The organism is Chryseobacterium sp. UF-290, assembly GCF_058245615.1.
The window spans coordinates 191,261-210,593 of the sequence record NZ_JBSICB010000005.1 but is presented as its reverse complement, the minus strand read 5'-3'; the positions used below and the strand labels follow the sequence as shown (position 1 = coordinate 210,593).

18 protein-coding genes are annotated in these 19,333 nt (G+C 38.0%); all 18 read left to right on the top strand.

The genetic code is table 11. The features are described from left to right. Positions 1 to 25 precede the first annotated feature (25 nt). The 18 genes from AC4IF5_RS08050 to AC4IF5_RS07965 all read left to right on the top strand — a co-directional run bounded on the left by AC4IF5_RS08050 (position 26) and on the right by AC4IF5_RS07965 (position 19,152). Positions 26 to 409: a GxxExxY protein gene (locus AC4IF5_RS08050; RefSeq protein ID WP_490733363.1), complete on the top strand. Its 384-nt coding sequence runs from the start codon at positions 26 to 28 to the stop codon at positions 407 to 409. Between the two features lie 12 nt (positions 410 to 421). Further along, positions 422 to 1,588 (top strand): class I SAM-dependent methyltransferase, encoded by a 1,167-nt coding sequence (locus AC4IF5_RS08045; RefSeq protein WP_490733361.1) that lies wholly within the window; start codon positions 422 to 424, stop codon positions 1,586 to 1,588. Between the two features lie 55 nt (positions 1,589 to 1,643). Beyond that, entirely contained in the window at positions 1,644 to 1,904 is a 261-nt protein-coding gene (locus tag AC4IF5_RS08040) for a hypothetical protein (RefSeq protein WP_490733359.1), read from the top strand. A 169-nt stretch (positions 1,905 to 2,073) separates the two neighbouring features. After that, on the top strand, positions 2,074 to 3,453 hold the full coding sequence (locus AC4IF5_RS08035) for a dipeptidase (protein WP_490733357.1): 1,380 nt from the start codon (positions 2,074 to 2,076) through the stop codon (positions 3,451 to 3,453). A 115-nt stretch (positions 3,454 to 3,568) separates the two neighbouring features. Continuing rightward, on the top strand, positions 3,569 to 4,585 hold the full coding sequence (locus AC4IF5_RS08030; protein WP_490733355.1) for a T9SS type A sorting domain-containing protein: 1,017 nt from the start codon (positions 3,569 to 3,571) through the stop codon (positions 4,583 to 4,585). Between the two features lie 132 nt (positions 4,586 to 4,717). Continuing rightward, positions 4,718 to 5,425, top strand: coding sequence for an SDR family oxidoreductase (locus AC4IF5_RS08025; protein WP_490733353.1), 708 nt, complete (start codon positions 4,718 to 4,720; stop codon positions 5,423 to 5,425). A gap of 149 nt (positions 5,426 to 5,574) precedes the next feature. Further along, positions 5,575 to 6,321 (top strand): electron transfer flavoprotein subunit beta/FixA family protein, encoded by a 747-nt coding sequence (locus AC4IF5_RS08020; RefSeq protein WP_050020848.1) that lies wholly within the window; start codon positions 5,575 to 5,577, stop codon positions 6,319 to 6,321. 42 nt (positions 6,322 to 6,363) lie between these two features. Next, positions 6,364 to 7,311: an electron transfer flavoprotein subunit alpha/FixB family protein gene (locus AC4IF5_RS08015; RefSeq protein WP_490733351.1), complete on the top strand. Its 948-nt coding sequence runs from the start codon at positions 6,364 to 6,366 to the stop codon at positions 7,309 to 7,311. A 191-nt stretch (positions 7,312 to 7,502) separates the two neighbouring features. Then, positions 7,503 to 8,102 carry a bifunctional nuclease family protein gene (locus AC4IF5_RS08010; protein ID WP_490733349.1) on the top strand — a complete coding sequence of 200 codons (600 nt, stop codon included), beginning with the start codon at positions 7,503 to 7,505 and terminating at the stop codon, positions 8,100 to 8,102. 21 nt (positions 8,103 to 8,123) lie between these two features. Continuing rightward, entirely contained in the window at positions 8,124 to 9,506 is a 1,383-nt protein-coding gene (locus AC4IF5_RS08005) for a nucleoside permease (RefSeq protein ID WP_490733348.1), read from the top strand. 380 nt (positions 9,507 to 9,886) lie between these two features. After that, positions 9,887 to 10,291, top strand: coding sequence for a hypothetical protein (locus AC4IF5_RS08000; protein ID WP_490733346.1), 405 nt, complete (start codon positions 9,887 to 9,889; stop codon positions 10,289 to 10,291). Further along, on the top strand, positions 10,288 to 10,704 hold the full coding sequence (locus AC4IF5_RS07995) for a hypothetical protein (RefSeq protein WP_490733345.1): 417 nt from the start codon (positions 10,288 to 10,290) through the stop codon (positions 10,702 to 10,704). The genes AC4IF5_RS08000 and AC4IF5_RS07995 overlap by 4 nt, the downstream gene beginning before the upstream one ends. A 59-nt stretch (positions 10,705 to 10,763) precedes the next feature. Next, the gene (locus AC4IF5_RS07990) at positions 10,764 to 11,942 is read left to right on the top strand and encodes a thiolase family protein (protein WP_490733343.1); all 1,179 of its coding nucleotides are present in this window, start codon (positions 10,764 to 10,766) and stop codon (positions 11,940 to 11,942) included. Between the two features lie 106 nt (positions 11,943 to 12,048). After that, positions 12,049 to 13,539: an MFS transporter gene (locus tag AC4IF5_RS07985; protein WP_490733341.1), complete on the top strand. Its 1,491-nt coding sequence runs from the start codon at positions 12,049 to 12,051 to the stop codon at positions 13,537 to 13,539. 178 nt (positions 13,540 to 13,717) lie between these two features. Continuing rightward, a complete protein-coding gene (locus AC4IF5_RS07980; RefSeq protein ID WP_490733339.1) occupies positions 13,718 to 15,898 on the top strand; it encodes a T9SS type A sorting domain-containing protein in 2,181 nt (726 codons plus the stop codon). 154 nt (positions 15,899 to 16,052) lie between these two features. Further along, positions 16,053 to 16,979, top strand: coding sequence for a mevalonate kinase family protein (locus tag AC4IF5_RS07975; RefSeq protein ID WP_490733337.1), 927 nt, complete (start codon positions 16,053 to 16,055; stop codon positions 16,977 to 16,979). Positions 16,980 to 16,989: 10 nt separating this feature from the next. After that, a complete protein-coding gene (locus tag AC4IF5_RS07970) occupies positions 16,990 to 17,919 on the top strand; it encodes a UbiA family prenyltransferase (protein WP_490733336.1) in 930 nt (309 codons plus the stop codon). Between the two features lie 63 nt (positions 17,920 to 17,982). Next, the gene (locus tag AC4IF5_RS07965; RefSeq protein ID WP_490733334.1) at positions 17,983 to 19,152 is read left to right on the top strand and encodes a proline dehydrogenase family protein; all 1,170 of its coding nucleotides are present in this window, start codon (positions 17,983 to 17,985) and stop codon (positions 19,150 to 19,152) included. The last annotated feature ends 181 nt before the right edge of the window (positions 19,153 to 19,333 follow it).

The following is a 19,333-nucleotide window of genomic DNA, read 5'->3' as shown; positions in this document are numbered from 1 at the left end:
AAGCTTGTAAAAATAATACACACAAATGAATGAAAATGACATCAGTTTTTATATCAGAAAATCTATTTTTTCTGTATATAATGAATTGGGCCCTGGACTATTAGAAAAGGTTTATGAAAAAGTATTAGCGTTTGAATTACAAAATAATGGGTTAAATATTAAAACACAGGTATCTATCCCAATTAAATTTAAGGGTATTATTATTGATTCAAGTTTCATAGCGGATATCATTGTGGAAGATAAGGTCATTATCGAAATAAAATCTATTCCGGAAATAAATAATGTGCATCACAAGCAATTGTTAACCTATTTAAAATTGACCAACTTAAAATTAGGAATACTTGTTAATTTTAATACAGATTATATCGATAAAAGTATTATAAGAAAAATAAACGGAAATATTCATTAGATATATAAATCTGTGGAATTTGTGCAATCTGTGGGAAATACAATATTAAACCAAGACATTCAAAACTATATCAATGTAAATCTGAATACGGATTTACATATATTGCTGCTGAAAAAATCTCCATTTCCGGAAGTTTCCATGCAGGAGATCGTACAGCAGATCAAAGGAAAGCAGGTGGCTGAGAAAAAATTTCCTTTCCTGTTGAAAGAAGGAATTATTTTTCCTCCCCAGCTCAATATGGAGCAATCGTCATCTGAAAAGACGGCACTTTATAAATCAGAGATTCTTAAAGGTAGAAAATTTATTGATCTGACCAGTGGTTTCGGGATCGATGCTTACTATCTGTCTCAGAATTTTGAGGATATTACTCTAATAGAGCAAAATACTGAGCTTCTGGAGACTGTAGCGCATAACTGGAGCGTATTAGGTAAGAAAGCGAGATTTATCAACCGTAAGCTGGAAGATTTTTTGAATGAAAATCAGGAAATTTTTGATGTGATTTATCTGGATCCGGCAAGAAGAGATCAGAACAAAAACAAAGTCTTTCTTTTGGAAGATCTGTCTCCGGATATCCTCGGGATTCAGGAACAATTACTGTCGATATCAAATCAGGTTGTCATTAAGCTTTCCCCACTGATCGATCTGAAATATCTTGTATCAGTTCTCCCGAATATCTACAGAATTGATAGTATCGCCCTGAAAAATGATGTAAAAGAGATTGTCGTCTTTCTATCCAACGAAAAGGTGAAGGAGATTATCTGCAATTGTGTGAACCTTGAAAGCGGTGAATCTGCCTTTAGTTTTACATTTGGGGAAGAGGAAAGTGCGCAGTCGGAGTATTCTGAACCTGAAAAATTCATTTATATTCCGAATAATTCCATTTTAAAGGCAGGAATCTTTAATCTGATTTCAGAAAGGTTCGGATTGAAAAAGCTTCATCCCAATACCCATCTCTATACGTCTGAAGAAAAGAAAGACAATTTTCCGGGTAGGATTTTTGAAATGGAAATTATTGATTCTAAAAAAGTTAGAAAAAAAGAGCAGTTCAATATTATTTCAAAAAACTATCCCTTAAAGCCTGAAGAAATTAAAAAGAAATATGGACTGAAAGATGGTGGTGAGAAGTATATTATTTTTACACAATCTAAAAAAGGAAAAATAATTTTAAAATCAGTATAAAAATGTTGCCGAAAAAAGCAGGTTTTCTTAATTTTGGGCAATCAAAAATTTAAGCATGAGAAAATTAATTATATGTTTAGCGATTGCAACTGTAGCTGTAAGCTGTAAAAAAGTAGCAGAAGGGGGGAATAAGAACACTCTGAAACTGGAAGAAGGAGTGGAAAGATATTCTGATGATCCACAAGGAGAAGCTCATGGACATGAGGCTGCTGCCGGTCATAAAGAAGAAACTGCTGCAAAACCTGAAGCTGAAGCTCCAAAAACAGACAGTACTGCCGCAGCAAAGCCTGCTGAAGCAGAAAAGGCTGAACACTAATTATTCGTACAAAATATACAAGTGCCCTGTTGTTGCAGGGCATTTTTATTTTCAAAAAAGTGAAAAAGCAGTCTAATTGCCGGGAACTAACACGTGGTTGGGAAAATCCTGGGTTTTTGCTTGCTGCTGACAGCCATTTTTTTTAATTTTAACAAAATAAAATTTTACAATGCAAGAGACATTAAATTACATTAACGAAAACAAACAGCGTTTCGTGGATGAGTTATTTGAGTTATTGAGAATTCCTTCCATTTCTGCAGATCCGGCTTATAAGAATGACGTATTGAAGTGTGCGGATGTATGTGCAGAACACCTTAGAAATGCAGGAGCTGATCATGTTGAAATATGTGAAACAAAAGGTTACCCTATCGTTTTTGGAGAAAAAATTATAGATACAGATCTTCCAACCGTATTGGTTTACGGTCACTATGACGTTCAGCCGGCAGATCCGTTGGAACTGTGGAGAAAACCTCCTTTCGAGCCTTATATTGAGAAAACTGAGCTTCATCCGGAAGGTGCTGTCTTTGCAAGAGGATCAGCTGATGACAAAGGGCAGTTCTTTATGCATTTAAAGGCTTTTGAAGCGATGATGAGAACCAATGCTCTTCCTTGTAACGTAAAATTTATTCTGGAAGGAGAAGAAGAGGTAGGATCTGTGAGCTTAGGAGACTTTGTGAATGAAAATAAAGAAAAACTAGCTTGTGACTGTATTCTGATCTCTGATACCCATATTTACAGTAATGAGCAGCCGACGGTTACAACCGGATTAAGAGGATTGAGCTATGTAGAGGTGGAAGTGGAAGGTCCAAACAGAGACCTGCATTCAGGGCTTTACGGAGGAGCCGTTCCAAATCCGATCCATGTGCTTTCCAGAATGATCGCTCAGCTGATCGATGAAGACGGACATATTACGATCGATGGATTCTATGATAACGTTGAGATCGTATCTGATGCTGACAGAGCTGAAATGAATAAGCTGAAAGATAATCCTGAAGAATTCAAAAAGTCAATCGGGCTTAGCGATATAGAAGGAGAAAAAGGATATACTACATTAGAAAGAGCTTCGATTCGCCCTACATTAGACTGTAATGGGATCTGGGGAGGATATACGGGAGAAGGTGCCAAAACGGTGATTCCTTCTAAGGCTTTTGCAAAGATCTCAATGCGTCTGGTTCCTTATCAGACTCCGGAAGAAATTACCGAGAAATTCACTACATATTTTGAAAAAATTGCTCCGGACACTGTAAAAGTTAAGGTAACTCCTCATCATGGAGGTATGCCTTATGTTCTGCAAAGTGATACAAAGGAATTTTTAGCCGCTAAAAAAGCAATGGAAACGGCATTCGGTAAAGAGGTTCTGCCTTACAGAAGCGGAGGAAGTATTCCGATCACAGCAATGTTTGAAAAGGTTTTAGGAGCGAAATCAGTATTAATGGGCTTCGGATTGGATTCTGATGCGATCCATTCTCCAAATGAGCACTACGGATTATTTAATTTTTACAAAGGAATTGAAAGTATTCCCTTGTTTTTTGAGAATTATGCAAAGTAATAAATAGTAGTTATTTGTAAATTATTAATCCTTAGGAAGTATTTCCTGAGGATTTTTTTGCTTTTATTGAAATAATTAGTACTTTTATCATGTATTATACTTAAAACAATGTATCATGAAAAAAACTCTACTATTAAGTTTATCCTTATCGGCAATTTTTCTGTCTTCAGCGCAAGTTCTTGAATCGGATAATTATGATTCCTATACTTTGGGTAATGTATCTAGTTCTGTAACTGCTGCTGGTCAGGGCGGTATGAATCTATACAATGGCGCTGTTGCTAATTATCAGATTGTAGCAGGGGATGCTGCACATGTAAAATATCTGGCCGTAACGGGAGGCTCTGATGGTACAGGAGCATCTTCCAGATATGTATATAAAACTACTTTAGCTACGGCCTGGGCAAACAGAACTTCAGGTAATAATATTATTAAAGGTAGTTTCGATGTCTTTACGGGCACGTCAACAAATAAGCATCTTTCCGGGGTTAGTGTTTTTGGAGCTACTGATGGAATTGTTGGAATCGGTTATAATTCCCAGACAAAGACAATAAATGGAAGAGCTTATTTAGCTATAGCAGCAGATCCAAGTCAGAATGGCTATTATAATATTACAGGCTTGACAGCAAATACTTATCCCGCAAACACTTGGATTACTTTAGGGTTTAGCTATAATAAGACAACCGGTGCTATCACGTATGTCATTGCAGGAAGTGCTTTAACATTGGCGGTAAATGGTGCGAGTACAGTACCTGGATTTGATCCGGCAGAATTTGATATTCATAGCGCTCCAACAAGAACGTCAGCTTTAGATCCTGCCAATTCAGGGCCGACAACATTTGGTATAGACAATTATTTATTAGAAGCTTCTACTAGCGCTGTTTTGGGAACATCAGACAGTAAAAAAGAAAAATCTTCGATAATAGCTATTGGACCTAATCCCACATCAGAGTATCTGAATGTTTTAACAGAATTAAAGATCAATAAAGCAGAAATTTTTGATATGTCTGGAAGAAAAGTCAATGCTACTTTAGATGGAAATAAAATCAATGTAAAACATCTCAATCCTGGAAGTTATATTATTAACTTAGAAACTTCAAAAGGTAAGACCGTAGAAAAATTCATCAAAAAATAATTATAAAACAAAATATCTCAAGCGCTTCGTCAAGGAGCGCTTTTTTATTGAAATTATACTGACAAATGTTAGGTATTTAAAAACAATTAATGTAAACTGTTTTTCTTATTTTTAAAAACTTAACTAAAAACAATGTTGGAAAACAAAGTAGCTTATATAACAGGAGGAACCAAAGGGATCGGTTTCGGGATTGCTAAAATTTTACTTGAGAATGGCATTTCAGTGGCATTTTCAGGAAGAAAAAGAGAGGATGTGATGAAAGCGGAAGAAGAACTTCTCCAATACTCAGAAAATGTTCTGGGAATTGTTTCCGATGTAAGAAGCCTTGAAAGCGAGCAGGAAGCGGTAAAGTACATTGTGGAAAAGTTTGGAAGATTGGATTATGTAATAGCCAATGCCGGCTTAGGGATATTTAAGCCCGTAGATGAGCTTACGGCAGAAGAGTGGAATGACATGATCGAAACCAATCTGACAGGAGCTTTTTACACGCTAAAAGCGTCCGTGGAAGCGTTGAAAAAGGCTGAAGGGTACTATATAACAATTTCAAGCCTGGCAGGAGCCAATTTCTTCGAAAATGGAACCGGTTATAATGCTTCAAAATTCGGAGTGGTAGGCTTTACTCAGGCTGCTATGATCGATCTGAGGAAATACAATATCAAATCTACGGTTATTATGCCGGGATCAGTGGCCACTCATTTTAACGGAAATATTCCTTCAGAAAAAGACAGCTGGAAGATCCAGCCTGAAGATATGGGGAATCTGGTACTGGATCTTTTAAAGATGAATCCAAGGGTTTTGCCAAGTAAAATAGAGTTTAGGGCAACAAAACCAGCTAAGTAAGTACATTTAATGTATTGAATAATAATTTAGTAAGTATTATGCATGCATAATATATTTTTTATTTATATTAGCAAAAATTAATTCACACAAAATCTCTGCATAAACTGTCATGATTTTATGCATTAAAGAGAAAAAATAAAATAGTACACATGAAAATATTAGTTTGTATTAGTAGTGTTCCGGATACTACTTCCAAAATTAACTTTACAGCAGACAAATCTGCTTTCGACAAAAACGGAATTCAGTGGGTGATCAATCCTCTAGACGAATTTGCGTTGACAAAAGCGGTTAAACTTCAGGAATCTCAGGGAGCAACTGTAACAGTGATCAATGTAGGAGATGCTGCTACAGAACCTGTAATCAGAAAAGCTTTAGCGATCGGTGCCAATGACGCCGTGAGAGTAAACCTTGACCCTAAGGACAGCTATTCTACAGCAAAAGAAATTGCTGCTGTAGCTCAAAACGGTGGATATGACCTTATCCTTTGCGGTAAAGAATCTATCGACTATAATGGTGGTTCTGTTCCGGGAATGGTGGCTCAGCTATTGAACCAGCCTTTCGTAAATGCATCAGTAGGATTAGACGTAAACGGAAGCGAAGCAACTGCAGTAAGAGAAATTGAAGGAGGAAAAGAAACTATTTCTGTAAAATTACCGGCAGTCATTGCAGGTCAGAAAGGATTGGTAGATGAAAAAGACCTTATCATCCCTAACATGAGAGGAATTATGTCTGCAAGAACAAAACCTCTTCAGGTAGTGGAGCCTGCTTCTTCTGAAGTAAAAGTTCAGGGAGTATCTTATGACAGCGTTCCGCCAAGAGCTGCTGTGAAAATGGTTTCTCCTGACAATCTGGATGAATTGGTAAGATTACTTCACGAAGAGGCAAAAGTAATCTAATCTTTTAATTCTTTAATTTTTTTAATCTTTAAATTTAAAACAATGGCAGTATTCGTATACGCAGAAAATATAAACGGAGTTTACAAAAAAGCGGCTTTCGAGGCAGTTTCTTATGCTAAAGCTGTTGCAGACAAAGCAGGTGATACCGTTACCGCGATCTCTGTAAACCCTACCGATTCTTCAGATTTATTGTACAAATATGGAGCGTCGAATGTAATCAATATCAAAGACGAAGGTCTTAAGAATTTCTCAGCAAAAGCATTTGCACAGGCTGTAAGTGAAGTGGCAGACGGAAACATCATCGTTTTCCCTCACACTACAGATGCCTCTTCAATTGCTCCAATGCTGGCGGTAATGAAGAACTATTCTTTGATCACTAACGTTTTGGAGGCTCCTGAAAGCCTTTTACCTTTCCAGGTGAAGAGAAAAGCATTCTCAGGAAAAGGATTCATGCATGCAAAAGCTGAAGGAAACGGAGTGATCGTTACTGTTTCTCAAAACGCTTTCGGAGTTAAAGAAAACGCGGTATCAGGTTCTGAAGAGGTTAAAAACCTATCTGTAGCTAACGAAGATACCAAAGTGATCTCTCACGAGCAAAGTTCAGGAAAACTGGACCTTAAAGAAGCTGAGATCGTAGTTTCTGCCGGTAGAGGAATGAAAGGTCCTGAGAACTGGGGAATGGTTGAAGATCTGGCAAATGTTTTAGGAGCTGCTACAGCATGTTCCAAGCCGGTTTCTGATATCGGATGGAGACCTCATACAGAGCACGTAGGACAGACAGGTAAAGCGATTGCACCAAATCTTTACATTGCAATAGGGATTTCAGGAGCGATTCAGCACCTTGCCGGAGTAAACTCTTCGAAAACTATCGTAGTGATCAATAATGATGCTGAAGCACCATTCTTCAAGTCTGCTGATTACGGAGTAGTGGGAGATGCTTTCCAGATTATTCCTGCATTAACGGAGAAAATCAAAGCAATCAGAGGATAAAAGTCAATGGTGAATAGACAGTTTGCTTCGCTTGTCAATTTTTTGATAGATTAGAAATTCACTTACGAAGTAAAATTGACATTTGACCGTTCACAATTCTTCAACATACAAATAAAAGCTCGGCTTTCCGGGCTTTTATTTTTGCGTAAAAAAGTGAAATCACAATAAAAAATTAATCTATATTTGTAGCTATGGATTATAAACAGCTAATTATTCGCGGAATATCGTACAGCCAGACCCAATCTGGGGCGTACGCATTGTTACTGGAGCATGAAGAAACACACATAAAATTACCTGTTGTTATAGGAAATTTCGAAGCTCAGTCGATCTCTCTCGGACTGGAAAAAGATATCCATCCACCGCGTCCTCTTACTCATGACCTTTTCACAAAATTTATAGTTTCTGCCAATTATGAGTTGGTTTCTGTAATCATTTACCAGATCGTAGATGGCGTATTCTTTTCCAATATCAACTTTAAAAATAAGGAGACGGAAGAAGAAATGATCCTTGATGCCAGAACTTCTGACGCCGTTGCAATGGCGGTAAGATTTGATGCACCTATCTTTACTACCCAGCAGGTTCTGAATGAAGCGGGAATCTTATTAGAGCTGGAAGATGTTTCAAAAGAAGAGCAGACCTTTTCCGAAACTGTACAAACAGAAGATAACCTGAAATCTCTTTCCATGGAGGAGCTTCAGAAATTATTGGATGAAGCCGTTAAAGAAGAAGATTACGATACCGCCCTTGAGATCCAGGAAGAAATTAAGAGGCGGAAAAAGAAAATTGACTAAGAGATACTTTTTATATAAACTATGAATTTAAAATTACGACTGACCGTTCTCAGTTTTCTCCAGTTTTTTGTTTGGGGGGCATGGCTGATTACGATGGCAAACTTCTGGTTTGGTACAAAACATTGGGAAGGAACTCAGTTCGGAGCTGTTTTCGGAACAATGGGAATTGCTTCTATTTTTATGCCGACCATTACCGGAATTATTGCTGACCGCTGGATCAACGCTGAGCGAATCTTTGCGGTATTACACATCCTTTACGGGGCTATTCTTTTCGTATTACCACACTCCGCAGACCCGAATTCTTTTTTCTCGGTAATGCTCGTTGCCATGTGCTTCTATATGCCTACCATCGCACTTGCCAACTCTATTTCCTACACGATTCTTAAAAATAATGATTTTGATGTGGTGAAAGACTTCCCACCCATCCGTGTGTGGGGGACCATAGGTTTTATTGTTGCCATGTGGATCACCAATCTTAGTGGAAACAAAGCCACGGAAGGCCAGTTTTATATTGGAGGAGCTGTTGCTATATTCTTAGGGATTTATGCCCTTACCTTACCCAAATGTCCGCCACAAAAGCTGATCGATAAAGATGCGCCGTTATTTGAGCAATTAGGTCTGAATGCCTTCAAGCTTTTTGGGAACTACAAAATGGCATTATTCTTTTTATTCTCAATGCTTTTGGGAGCCGCACTTCAGCTGACAAATGCTTATGGTGATGTATTTTTAAGTGAATTTGCCCATTTTCCGAAATATGCAGACTCATTTGTTGTACAGAGATCTACTATTATCATGTCGATTTCTCAGGTTTCAGAAACACTGTTCATTTTGGCAATTCCTTTCTTCCTGAAAAAGTTCGGAATTAAAAAAGTAATGCTGATGTCTATGCTGGCATGGGTATTAAGATTCGGATTCTTCGCTTACGGTGTTCCGGACGGATTCGGGCTTTCATTGATCATTCTTTCATGCATTGTATACGGAATGGCTTTCGACTTCTTTAATATCTCAGGATCCCTTTTCGTAGAAACGACAACGGATAAGAAAATCCGTTCTTCTGCACAGGGACTATTCATGATGATGACGAATGGTTTTGGAGCTGTTTTTGGCAGCTATATTGCAGGCTGGGCGATTGATAAATTCTTCACGCATAGATTCTCAACCGCTTCAGAGCTCTCAACATATTTGGAGACCACAGCAGATAATCCTACTTTCCTGGAAATCCTGAAGAACAGCTTTAATGCTGCGGTGAATGCTGACGGTACTCTTTCTTCGGTTGTGATGGTAAAAGACTGGCATCAGATATGGCTTTCTTTTGCAATTTACGCTTTGGTGCTGGCTATATTCTTTGCCATACTGTTCAGGCACAAGCATAACCCGGAAGACGTTTCATCAGTAAAACATTAATTTGAGCTAACGATTATTAAAACGATTATTAAAATATAAAATTGCATTTTTCAAAAAAATGCAATTTTTTTATTTTTCAGGCAACCTTTTGCAAAAGATATCATCTTATATGCAGAAGCAGATGCATGAATAAGTTCAAAGAGAATTTTTATTGGAACCGAAGAGGGGGAAAGCGGTGAAGAAAAAATATGGACTTCATATGGGATAGAAGCGGTTAATGTTAATTTTTAATTTGATAATAAATGGCCGAATTTTTTAATTAATAGATAATTTTATTTGGTTTTTGTTGATGCTAACAATCGTTAGTGTATCGAAAACCTATTTTTAAAACACAGTATTTAAAAGTGTGTTTTTTTTTGTATTTTGGCACTTTAGTAAATATGAAAAATATTCAGTTATTAGGATTGTTGCTGGTGGTCACAGGTAGTTTTTTACCTTTGGTACATGTCCCTGTCATAGGGAACTGGAACTATTGGAAGCTAGATCATTATTTGGCTATTGCATGCTGGATCTTCGCCGCATGTGCAGTTTTTGGAATTGTGAATAACAGTATAAAAATTGTAAGGTTCTTTGGGGTTCTGCTTATTCTTTTATTCGCATTCACCCTGGTAGCAGTGAAAATGCAGTCGTTGCAATATTTCAGCTTTTTACCCTTCAAATCCTGGCGAGAGACCTTTGCAGGAGTTGTTAAATTAAAATGGGGGTGGATCATAGAATTCTTAGGAGCTTTCCTGATGATTTTTGCAGGAAGCAATAAAAAAGTAAATAAACGGACACAGATATGAGTATGAAATTTTTTAAAGTATTTTCGGCAGGAATATTCTTGATGGCAGCCGCTCAGGCTCAGGCTCAGACAACAGAATCAAAAAAAACGGACAACCCTGTTAAATGTGCCAATATAAAAGAAGGTAAATTTCTACGGGCCAATTATCCGGAATCGATATGGTATATGACCATTAAGGATAATGTTCAGACCGAATATTTCAACAACGGAAAAGATTATATAAAATCCACGCTGGTTTTCGTTGATGATTGCAATTATAAAGCAATCGTGATGGAAAAGTCTGATAAAAATGATCCGGCACAGATAGGTGATGTCTTCAATAATAAGGTCGTAGCGACTCAGGACAATCTTCTGAAGGTCAATACTAAAATTGAAGGGTCTCAGTTTGATATGGTATACATTAAAGTAAAATAAATTTAAATTATAAAAATGAAGCAATCGTTTCATTTAAGCTAAAAATAAAAATTATATACATGAAAGAAGTATTCATTGTTTCCGCAGTAAGAACACCTATAGGGAGTTTTATGGGAAGCTTGTCAACAGTTCCGGCTACAAAATTAGGCGCTGCTGCAGTAAAAGGAGCATTAGATAAAATCAGTTTGGATCCTGCAAATGTTCAGGAAATTTATATGGGAAATGTGCTGCAGGCAGGAGAAGGCCAGGCACCGGCCCGTCAGGTAGCTTTAGGAGCTGGTCTTTCAATCAATACCCCTTCTACTACAGTAAATAAGGTTTGTGCTTCAGGAATGAAGGCTGTAACGATGGCGGCTCAGGCGATCAAAGCCGGAGATGCAGATGTAATCGTTGCAGGAGGTATGGAAAACATGTCTTTAGTTCCTCATTACTATAACGCGAGAGTGGCTGCAAAACTAGGCGATATCAAAATGCAGGATGGAATGGTGCTTGACGGTCTTACAGACGTATACAACAAAGTACATATGGGAGTATGCGCGGAAAAATGTGCTGTTGACTATAATATTACAAGAGAAGATCAGGATAACTTCGCTGTAGAATCTTATAAAAGATCAGCAAAAGCATGGAGCGAAGGTAAATTTAATGAAGAAATTGTGCCGGTTTCCATTCCTCAGAGAAAAGGAGAGCCTGTGATCTTTGCTGAAGATGAAGAATACAAAGCGGTAAACTTCGACAGAATCGCGACACTTCCTACAGTATTCAAGAAAGAAGACGGTACGGTAACAGCTGCCAATGCCTCTACACTGAACGACGGAGCTTCTGCATTGATCCTTGTTTCCAAAGAGAAAATGGAAGAATTGGGCCTTAACCCTCTGGCTAAGATCGTTTCTTATGCTGATGCTGCACAGGAGCCTGAAAACTTCACTACTGCGCCTGCTAAAGCATTACCTATTGCTCTTAAAAAAGCAGGTCTGGAAGTTTCAGACATCGATTTCTTTGAGTTTAATGAAGCTTTCTCGGTAGTAGGGTTGGCCAACAATCAGATCTTAGGATTAGATGCCTCTAAAGTTAACGTAAACGGTGGTGCGGTAGCACTGGGACATCCACTGGGAAGCTCAGGCTCAAGAATCATCGTTACCTTGATCAACGTATTGAAACAAAATAATGCAAAATACGGTGCTGCTGCCATCTGTAACGGTGGTGGAGGTGCTTCCGCCATTGTGATTGAAAATATCTAATATTCTGTTTCAGAATATATTACCATTAAGAAATCGATAATTTTTTTAAAAACATATCCATTTCTTAATGGTTTTTTTATTTTTGTGCTACTAATATATATTTGAAATGTCTGAAACTGAGAATCGACAGCCTAAAAACATCAAGAATAATCCGAAGATTATGAAAGCCTGGGCTGTATATGACTGGGCAAACTCCGTTTATTCCCTGGTCATTACCTCTACTATTTTCCCTATTTACTATTCCATTCTTACCACAGCGTACGAAAAGAAAGAATATGTGACGGAAACAAAAACATGGATCGATGTTCCGGTAAGGCATATGATCAAAATTTTTGGAAAAGAATACCAGCCGGATGCCGTATACGGATATTCGTTGACGATATCATTCTTTATTGTCGTATTGCTGTCACCGTTTTTGTCATCATTGGCAGATACCATCGGAAACAAAAAATCATTCCTGCAGTTCTTCTGTTACCTGGGAGCAACGTCTTGTATGGGATTGGCTATGTTTACAGGGATGCACAACGTATTTCTCGGTCTTCTCTTCAGCATTACGGCAAGTGTCGGGTTTTGGGGAAGTTTGGTATTCTATAACTCATTCCTTCCGGATATTGCGACACCGGATCGCCAGGATGCACTTTCTGCAAGAGGATATGTGTATGGCTATATCGGTTCGGTTGTATTGGTGGTGATCTGTTTGGTTCTGATTCAGGTTTTTGCCAAAGGAGCGGCACAGCAGCTGTTATTTACACGGATCAGCTTTCTGTTGACAGGAGCATGGTGGTTCGGGTTTTCACAATATACATTCAAGCATCTTCCCCAGTTTGGTGACGTGAAAGATAAGCTTCCTAAAGATCTTGTCCTGCTGAACTATAAGAATATCTTCAAAAAACATGAAGAGCAGGGCGGTTTCTTTGAAGTATTAAAAGATAATATGAGCTTCTATAAAGATATAGCGAAAGAAAGCTTCCATGAATTGTTTAAAGTGGGAGGAGAGCTTTTCAAAGACAGAAATCTGAAGTTTTTCCTGTCGAGTTTCTTTTTCTACAGTGTAGGAATGCAGACGATATTCCTTATGGCAACCCTGTTCGGGAAAAGTGAGATCAACCTTGCTCAGGATAAACTGATCGGAACACTTTTAGTGATCCAGATAGAAGCGATTATCGGAGCTGTTATTTTCTCAAGATTGTCCAAAAGGATAGGAAACAGGAATGTCATTTCTATTGCCATTATATTATGGATTGTTGCCTGCGTATGGGCTTATTTCCTGAATAAGGAAAACCCAACGGTAGAATATCAGTTCTATGGTGTGGCAGCGGTAGTAGGATTGGTAATGGGAGGTCTTCAGGCAATGTCCAGGTCTACTTACTCAAAGTTGCTTCCGGAAAACTCTATGGAAAATACCACCTATTTCAGTTTTTATGATGTACTGGAGAAGATCGCCATTATTATCGGTACATTTATCTTTGCAACATTGATCGAACATTTTAATAATATGAGGATCGCTGCATTGTCAATGACTATATTTTTTGGAGCAGGATTGGTATTGATCAGGTTCCTGAAAGTAAAAATGAGAAAAGACAGAGAAACTTTATAAAAATGAAAGACGTTATTTTTTAACGTCTTTTTTATTTTATATGAATTAAAATCAATTACTTAACTTTTTTACTTTATTTATTGTAATGATTATTTCGTTTGTTGTGAAATAATATCAGTTTTTCAATATGTTTTGAATTTTTTTGTTTATTTGTTAATTCAATCTAATGATCAAAACTATGAAAAAAATTCTATTGCTTTGCTTTCTGCAATGCTTTGCGTTGAGTTATTCACAAAAACTGAGACCGGTCGCCCAAAAAATATCAGAATACCATACCGGGAAAAGTGAAATTAAGAAATATGATCTGTTCGAAGTGCATCAGAATTCAGGCAAATTGGCTGAATACAGAAAGTCGGCAACAGATATTACTGTGATTTCATTAAAGTCTGCCGAACTGAAAAGGCTGGTCAGTGAAAAACCTGAATTTATTGAAATTACCTTTCCTTTTAGCGGAGATCAGCAGATCACTGTTGAGATGTATAAAAATCAAATCTTTACGAGCAGCTTTAAAGTGGTTACCGATAAAGGGAAAACAGTAAATTATACGCCGGGCGTGTATTACCAGGGTATCGTAAAGGGAAATAACAGCTCTGTGGTAGCTTTCAGTTTCTTCGACAATGATGTGGCAGGGGTTGCCTCTACACCGGAATTAGGAAATGTAGTACTGGGAAAAGCCAAAAATTCTGAAGACTTTGTAAGCTATTCAGATTCTAAACTGACCGGAACGAATCCTTTCATCTGCGGTATTGATGAGCTGAAAGAGAATCAGGAACATACAATCTCTTATGATCCAAATTTAGGCAAGAAAAAAACGTTAACGCAGAATTGTGTAAGAATTTACTATGAGGTTTGCTTTAAGCCCTATCAGAATAACGGTTCCAATACTACCACTGTTACCAACTGGCTTACAGCTATCCATAATAACATTGCCACACTTTATACCAACGATGATATAAGGACTGCTCTGAACGAAATCTATATCTGGACCACACCAGACCCTTATACAGGAACTCCGGGTAGTAATTTAAATAAATTTTCGGCCAACAGGCAGGTATTTAACGGTGATCTGGCTCATTTGATCAATGCTCCAAGCACAACGAGCGTTGCCTACCTGAATTCATTATGTAAAACTTATGCCCATGCCTATTCAGGAATTAACCAGACCTATAATGATGTACCTGTATATTCCTGGACCATTCAGGCGATGACACACGAGATGGGGCATAGTTTAGGTTCTCCGCATACCCATGCATGCGCATGGAACGGGAATAATACCCCGATCGACTGGTGTGGGCCGACAGCAAGGCCGCAAGTTATAGCAGATGAAGGGTTGACATGTACCAGTACTGTTTTGCCCGCTTCCGGAACGATTATGAGCTACTGCCACCTGATGTCAGGCATCGGGATCAATTTCAGTAATGGTTTTGGAGACCAGCCGGCAGCTCTGATCAGGAATACAATCGATTCCAAACCTTGTCTTGGTACCAATTGTACGGTATCCTGTATTCCAAGTATTTCATCTGTGGTAGCGACTTCAACAACGCAGAATTCTGCCAGTATACTGATCACAGATGCCATATCCTCTTCCTGGAAATATAAGATTACCAAGGTAGACGGAACCCCTGTGACTACAGGCAATACCAACTCAGCAACCTTCAGTGTTGCCAACCTTCAGCCGGCTACGTATTATAAAGTAGATGCAGTAGGCCCATGTGCCAATGATACCTATTACCAGAAATCGGGATTGTTCCTTACAGATTCAGACTGGTGCGAAGGTGTTCCGTTTATTGATACGGGAGGCTTAAATGCAAATTATGGGAATAATGAAGAAATTGTAAAAACGTTTTATCCTACGTCGGGTTCATCCCTTACCCTGACATTTACAGAATTTGGTACAGAGCAGGATTATGACTTCATGTATGTGTACAATGGACCTTCTACTTCTTCACCTTTATTTGCCAATGGAAATAAGCTGTCAGGAAATACGATTCCGGGACCTTTCACTTCTACTGATCCTTCAGGGGCTATTACAGTAAAGTTTGTGTCGGATCCGGAAGTGAATGAGAGCGGCTGGAAAGCAAACTTCTCCTGTGCGGTATTGGGAGTGGAGGATGTGAATGTGAAGAGTAATACAGTCAGCATCTATCCTAACCCTGCTAAAAATATGATCGTCATTTCTTCCAAAGAAGCCTTGAAAGCTTATAAGATATATGACGAGTCAGGAAGGCTGGTTATTTCAGCTTCCTCACTAAAAGGAAACAAGCAGGAAGTTGATCTTTCCGCAATCCAGACAGGAAACTATGTAATCACCATTGATACGGAAAAGCAGACAGTCAATAAGAAACTGATCAAACATTAATTTTAAAATACCAAGAAAAGCCTGATATTTTCAGGCTTTTTCTTATGTCAGAAGGTAAAACAAGGGAATAAAGCAAAAATAGATAATATTCGGCCTGAGTTTTGCTTCTATTCAGCGGAATAATTTTAACTTTGCAAAAAGATTTATTGTCAATATGACCAACCCTTTATTTTATGCAAAAATAATCCTGTTTGGAGAATATGGAATGATTGAAGATTCCCAGGGGCTTGTAGTACCTTACAGCTTTTATAAGGGAGCTTTGAAATTTTCAGATCTGAGTTCTGAATTTGAGCTGAATTCCAACAGGCATCTGCAGAAATATTCTGACTTTCTTACAACGCTTGATCTTTCCGATGATTTCAGATTGGATATTGAGAGCTTCAAAAATGATATATCAAACGGACTTTTCTTTGATTCCAATATCCCTCAGGGGTATGGAGTGGGAAGCTCAGGAGCTCTGGTGGCCGCTATCTTTGAAAAATATTCGATCAGCAAGCTAAATCCCGAGAATATCTCAAAAGATAATCTTAAAAAATTAAAAGCTGTTTTCGGTGAAATGGAAAGCTATTTCCATGGTAAAAGTTCAGGAATGGATCCTTTGATCTGCTATATGAACCTGCCGATCCTTATCGAAAATAAAGAAAACTTAGACAGGGTCTCTATTCCTGACGGAGAAGAAGGAAAAGGAGCTATTTTCCTCATCGATTCCGGCATTACAGGAGAAACAGGTCCTATGATCCAGATCTTCTTTGAGAAAATGAAAACCGAAGGTTTCCGCAAAACCCTGAAAGAAGAGTTTATCCGTTACAACAACGCCTGTATAGAAGCTTTCCTTAAAAAAGATATGAATCCGTTCTTCAGAAACCTAAAAAAGCTTTCCCACTGGGCTTATGAACATTTCCGTCCTATGATCCCTGAAAGTATTTTTAATATCTGGAAAAAAGGACTGGATTCCAATGCATATTATCTGAAACTTTGCGGAAGCGGAGGCGGAGGTTATATTTTAGGATTCACCAAAGACTATGAAAAAGCTGAAAAAATGCTTGACGGTTTCCAAAAGGAGGTGATTTACAGATTTTAAACCGACTGGAATGAATTCTGAAAAAGAAACTTTCCAATCTAAAAATAATATCTCAAAATCTCTATTTTACAGATTTTCACAATTCGTGGGCTTTCTGCTCGGTGCCCGTTTTTTTGTCGCTGCACTGTTGACATTTGCCCTTTATGTTTCTACTTTTTTCCTGTTCAATCAGGAAGAATCTTTCAGAAATTTTGTATTTGACTTTAAAGTACATGGCATTATTTTCTGTACCGTCCTTACTATTTTAGCCGGCGGTATTATCAATCAGTTCTATGATTTTGAGAAAGACCATATTGTAAAGCCTTTCAGAACCAGGATTCAGAGCTTTATCAAGCAGAAATATTTCCTGTATGCTTACCTGGGGCTGAGTGCTATTTCTTTAGGAGTAGCCTGGATGATCTCCCGTAACGTTTTTGTTTTTTTTGTCGTGTATCAGTTTTTTATGTGGTTTTACAGCCATAAACTGAGCCGCATCCTTATTTTGAACAACCTTACTTTCGTCAGCCTTACCCTGTATCCGTTTTTTGGGATGATGGTGTACTACGAAACCTTTTCCAGGAAGGTGTTCCTGATGGCTGTTTTTCTTTTTCTGATCCTTTTATGCATCGATATTGTAAAAGATACCCTTACCAAAAGTGTTGACAAAACATTCGGGTATATCACGATTCCTAATTATTTTAAAAGCAGAAATACCAAGATCATCCTTATCTCTCTGCTGCTGATCACGATGGCCGTTTCTATGAAGATTATTATGAAAACCGGTGTTTCAGGATTTATGGCTTATTATTTTGCAGGAGGGCTGTTTGTAATGATTTTCTGCATCTATCTTTTTTTGAACCCTACCAGGAGGAGCAATTTCCTTACACTGAATATATTACGGTTCTGGGTTTTTGTAGGTATCATTGCCATGCTTTTAAACGGAATTGAGCATAAATTGTAAAAAAATTCTTTAAATAAACTGAGGTTATTATTACCTTTGCATAACTAAATTTAATAAATAGGAATGCCCATTTTTAACGATACTAAAGTTGCATTTGCAGACAAGTCTGATGCACAATTGAGAAAGGCTTACTGGATGTTTAAAATGATTGAACAACCTGCGCTTACCAGCCTTGGAACATCTGTTCTTAATTTCACAGTACACAACAACTTTCCTTTCGTTACAGGAATTGTAAAAAACACTTTATTTGAGCAATTCTGCGGAGGTGAAACCCGTGAAGAAAGTATGAAAGTGGTAAAACAGCTTTTCAAAAGAGGAGTTGGCAGTATTTTCGACTACTCGATAGAAGGAAAAGAAGATGAGGAAACTTTTGATGCCGTGTGTAAGGAGATTAAAGATATAGTAAGATTCTCAGTAGGAAATCCGGCGATTCCTTTTATCGTATTCAAGCCTACAGCTTTTGGAAGGATAGACCTGTATGAAGCGGTTGGAAAAGGGGCAGAGCTTACAACAAGCCAGAAAGAAGAATGGGAGAGAGTGGTAAGAAGATTTGATGAAGTATGCAGCCTTTGCCATGAAAATGATAAAAAAGTAATGGTAGATGCCGAAGAAACCTGGATGCAGGATGCGGCAGACCACCTTTGTGAAGAGATGATGGAGAGATACAACCAGGAAAAACCTATCGTCTGGAATACCATTCAGATGTACAGAACCAAGAGGCTGGAGTATATGGAAGCACATCTTCAGAGAGCAAGAGAAAAGAATTACTTTATCGGATATAAGATCGTTCGGGGTGCTTATATGGAGAAAGAAAGAGCCAGAGCAGCTGAGAAAGGCTACGAAGATCCGATACAGCCCAATAAGGAAGCTTCTGACAAGAACTACAATGCAGGGATTGACTTTGTGATGAACCATCTGGATAAAGTATCAGCATTCTTTGGAACTCATAATGAGGTCTCTTCAGAACTGATCATGGATAAAATGAAGGCCAAATCTCTGGAAAACGGAAATCCGCATGTCTATTTCGGACAGCTTTATGGGATGAGTGATAATATTACTTTCTATTTATCAGATAAGGGCTATAATGTGGCTAAATATCTTCCATACGGTCCCGTAAAGGATGTTGTGCCATACCTGACGAGAAGAGCCCAGGAAAACACCTCTGTAGCCGGACAAACCGGAAGAGAGCTAGGCCTCATCAAAAAAGAGCTGGAAAGAAGGAAAAGAAAATAAATATTGCTATAACAGATAGAAAGGCTTGCAGAACTTGCAGGCCTTTTTTATTCTGGTTACCCAGATAAAATAGCCATATTCAGTACAGATACAGCGGATTCTGATTTTGTTGAAAATTAATAATAATCACTATATTTGTTTGTAATGTTAATTATTTATTAAAATAAATTAATTTTCATTG

Bases quoted from the DNA above. Each gene is read 5' to 3' on its own strand.
- AC4IF5_RS08050 (WP_490733363.1), top strand. From the start codon at position 26: ATGAATGAAAATGACATCAGTTTTTATATCAGAAAATCTATTTTTTCT.
- AC4IF5_RS08040 (WP_490733359.1), top strand. From the start codon at position 1,644: ATGAGAAAATTAATTATATGTTTAGCGATTGCAACTGTAGCTGTAAGC.
- AC4IF5_RS08035 (WP_490733357.1), top strand. From the start codon at position 2,074: ATGCAAGAGACATTAAATTACATTAACGAAAACAAACAGCGTTTCGTG.
- AC4IF5_RS08030 (WP_490733355.1), top strand. From the start codon at position 3,569: ATGAAAAAAACTCTACTATTAAGTTTATCCTTATCGGCAATTTTTCTG.
- AC4IF5_RS08025 (WP_490733353.1), top strand. From the start codon at position 4,718: ATGTTGGAAAACAAAGTAGCTTATATAACAGGAGGAACCAAAGGGATC.
- AC4IF5_RS08020 (WP_050020848.1), top strand. From the start codon at position 5,575: ATGAAAATATTAGTTTGTATTAGTAGTGTTCCGGATACTACTTCCAAA.
- AC4IF5_RS08015 (WP_490733351.1), top strand. From the start codon at position 6,364: ATGGCAGTATTCGTATACGCAGAAAATATAAACGGAGTTTACAAAAAA.
- AC4IF5_RS08010 (WP_490733349.1), top strand. From the start codon at position 7,503: ATGGATTATAAACAGCTAATTATTCGCGGAATATCGTACAGCCAGACC.
- AC4IF5_RS08005 (WP_490733348.1), top strand. From the start codon at position 8,124: ATGAATTTAAAATTACGACTGACCGTTCTCAGTTTTCTCCAGTTTTTT.
- AC4IF5_RS08000 (WP_490733346.1), top strand. From the start codon at position 9,887: ATGAAAAATATTCAGTTATTAGGATTGTTGCTGGTGGTCACAGGTAGT.
- AC4IF5_RS07995 (WP_490733345.1), top strand. From the start codon at position 10,288: ATGAGTATGAAATTTTTTAAAGTATTTTCGGCAGGAATATTCTTGATG.
- AC4IF5_RS07990 (WP_490733343.1), top strand. From the start codon at position 10,764: ATGAAAGAAGTATTCATTGTTTCCGCAGTAAGAACACCTATAGGGAGT.
- AC4IF5_RS07985 (WP_490733341.1), top strand. From the start codon at position 12,049: ATGTCTGAAACTGAGAATCGACAGCCTAAAAACATCAAGAATAATCCG.
- AC4IF5_RS07980 (WP_490733339.1), top strand. From the start codon at position 13,718: ATGAAAAAAATTCTATTGCTTTGCTTTCTGCAATGCTTTGCGTTGAGT.
- AC4IF5_RS07975 (WP_490733337.1), top strand. From the start codon at position 16,053: ATGACCAACCCTTTATTTTATGCAAAAATAATCCTGTTTGGAGAATAT.
- AC4IF5_RS07970 (WP_490733336.1), top strand. From the start codon at position 16,990: ATGAATTCTGAAAAAGAAACTTTCCAATCTAAAAATAATATCTCAAAA.
- AC4IF5_RS07965 (WP_490733334.1), top strand. From the start codon at position 17,983: ATGCCCATTTTTAACGATACTAAAGTTGCATTTGCAGACAAGTCTGAT.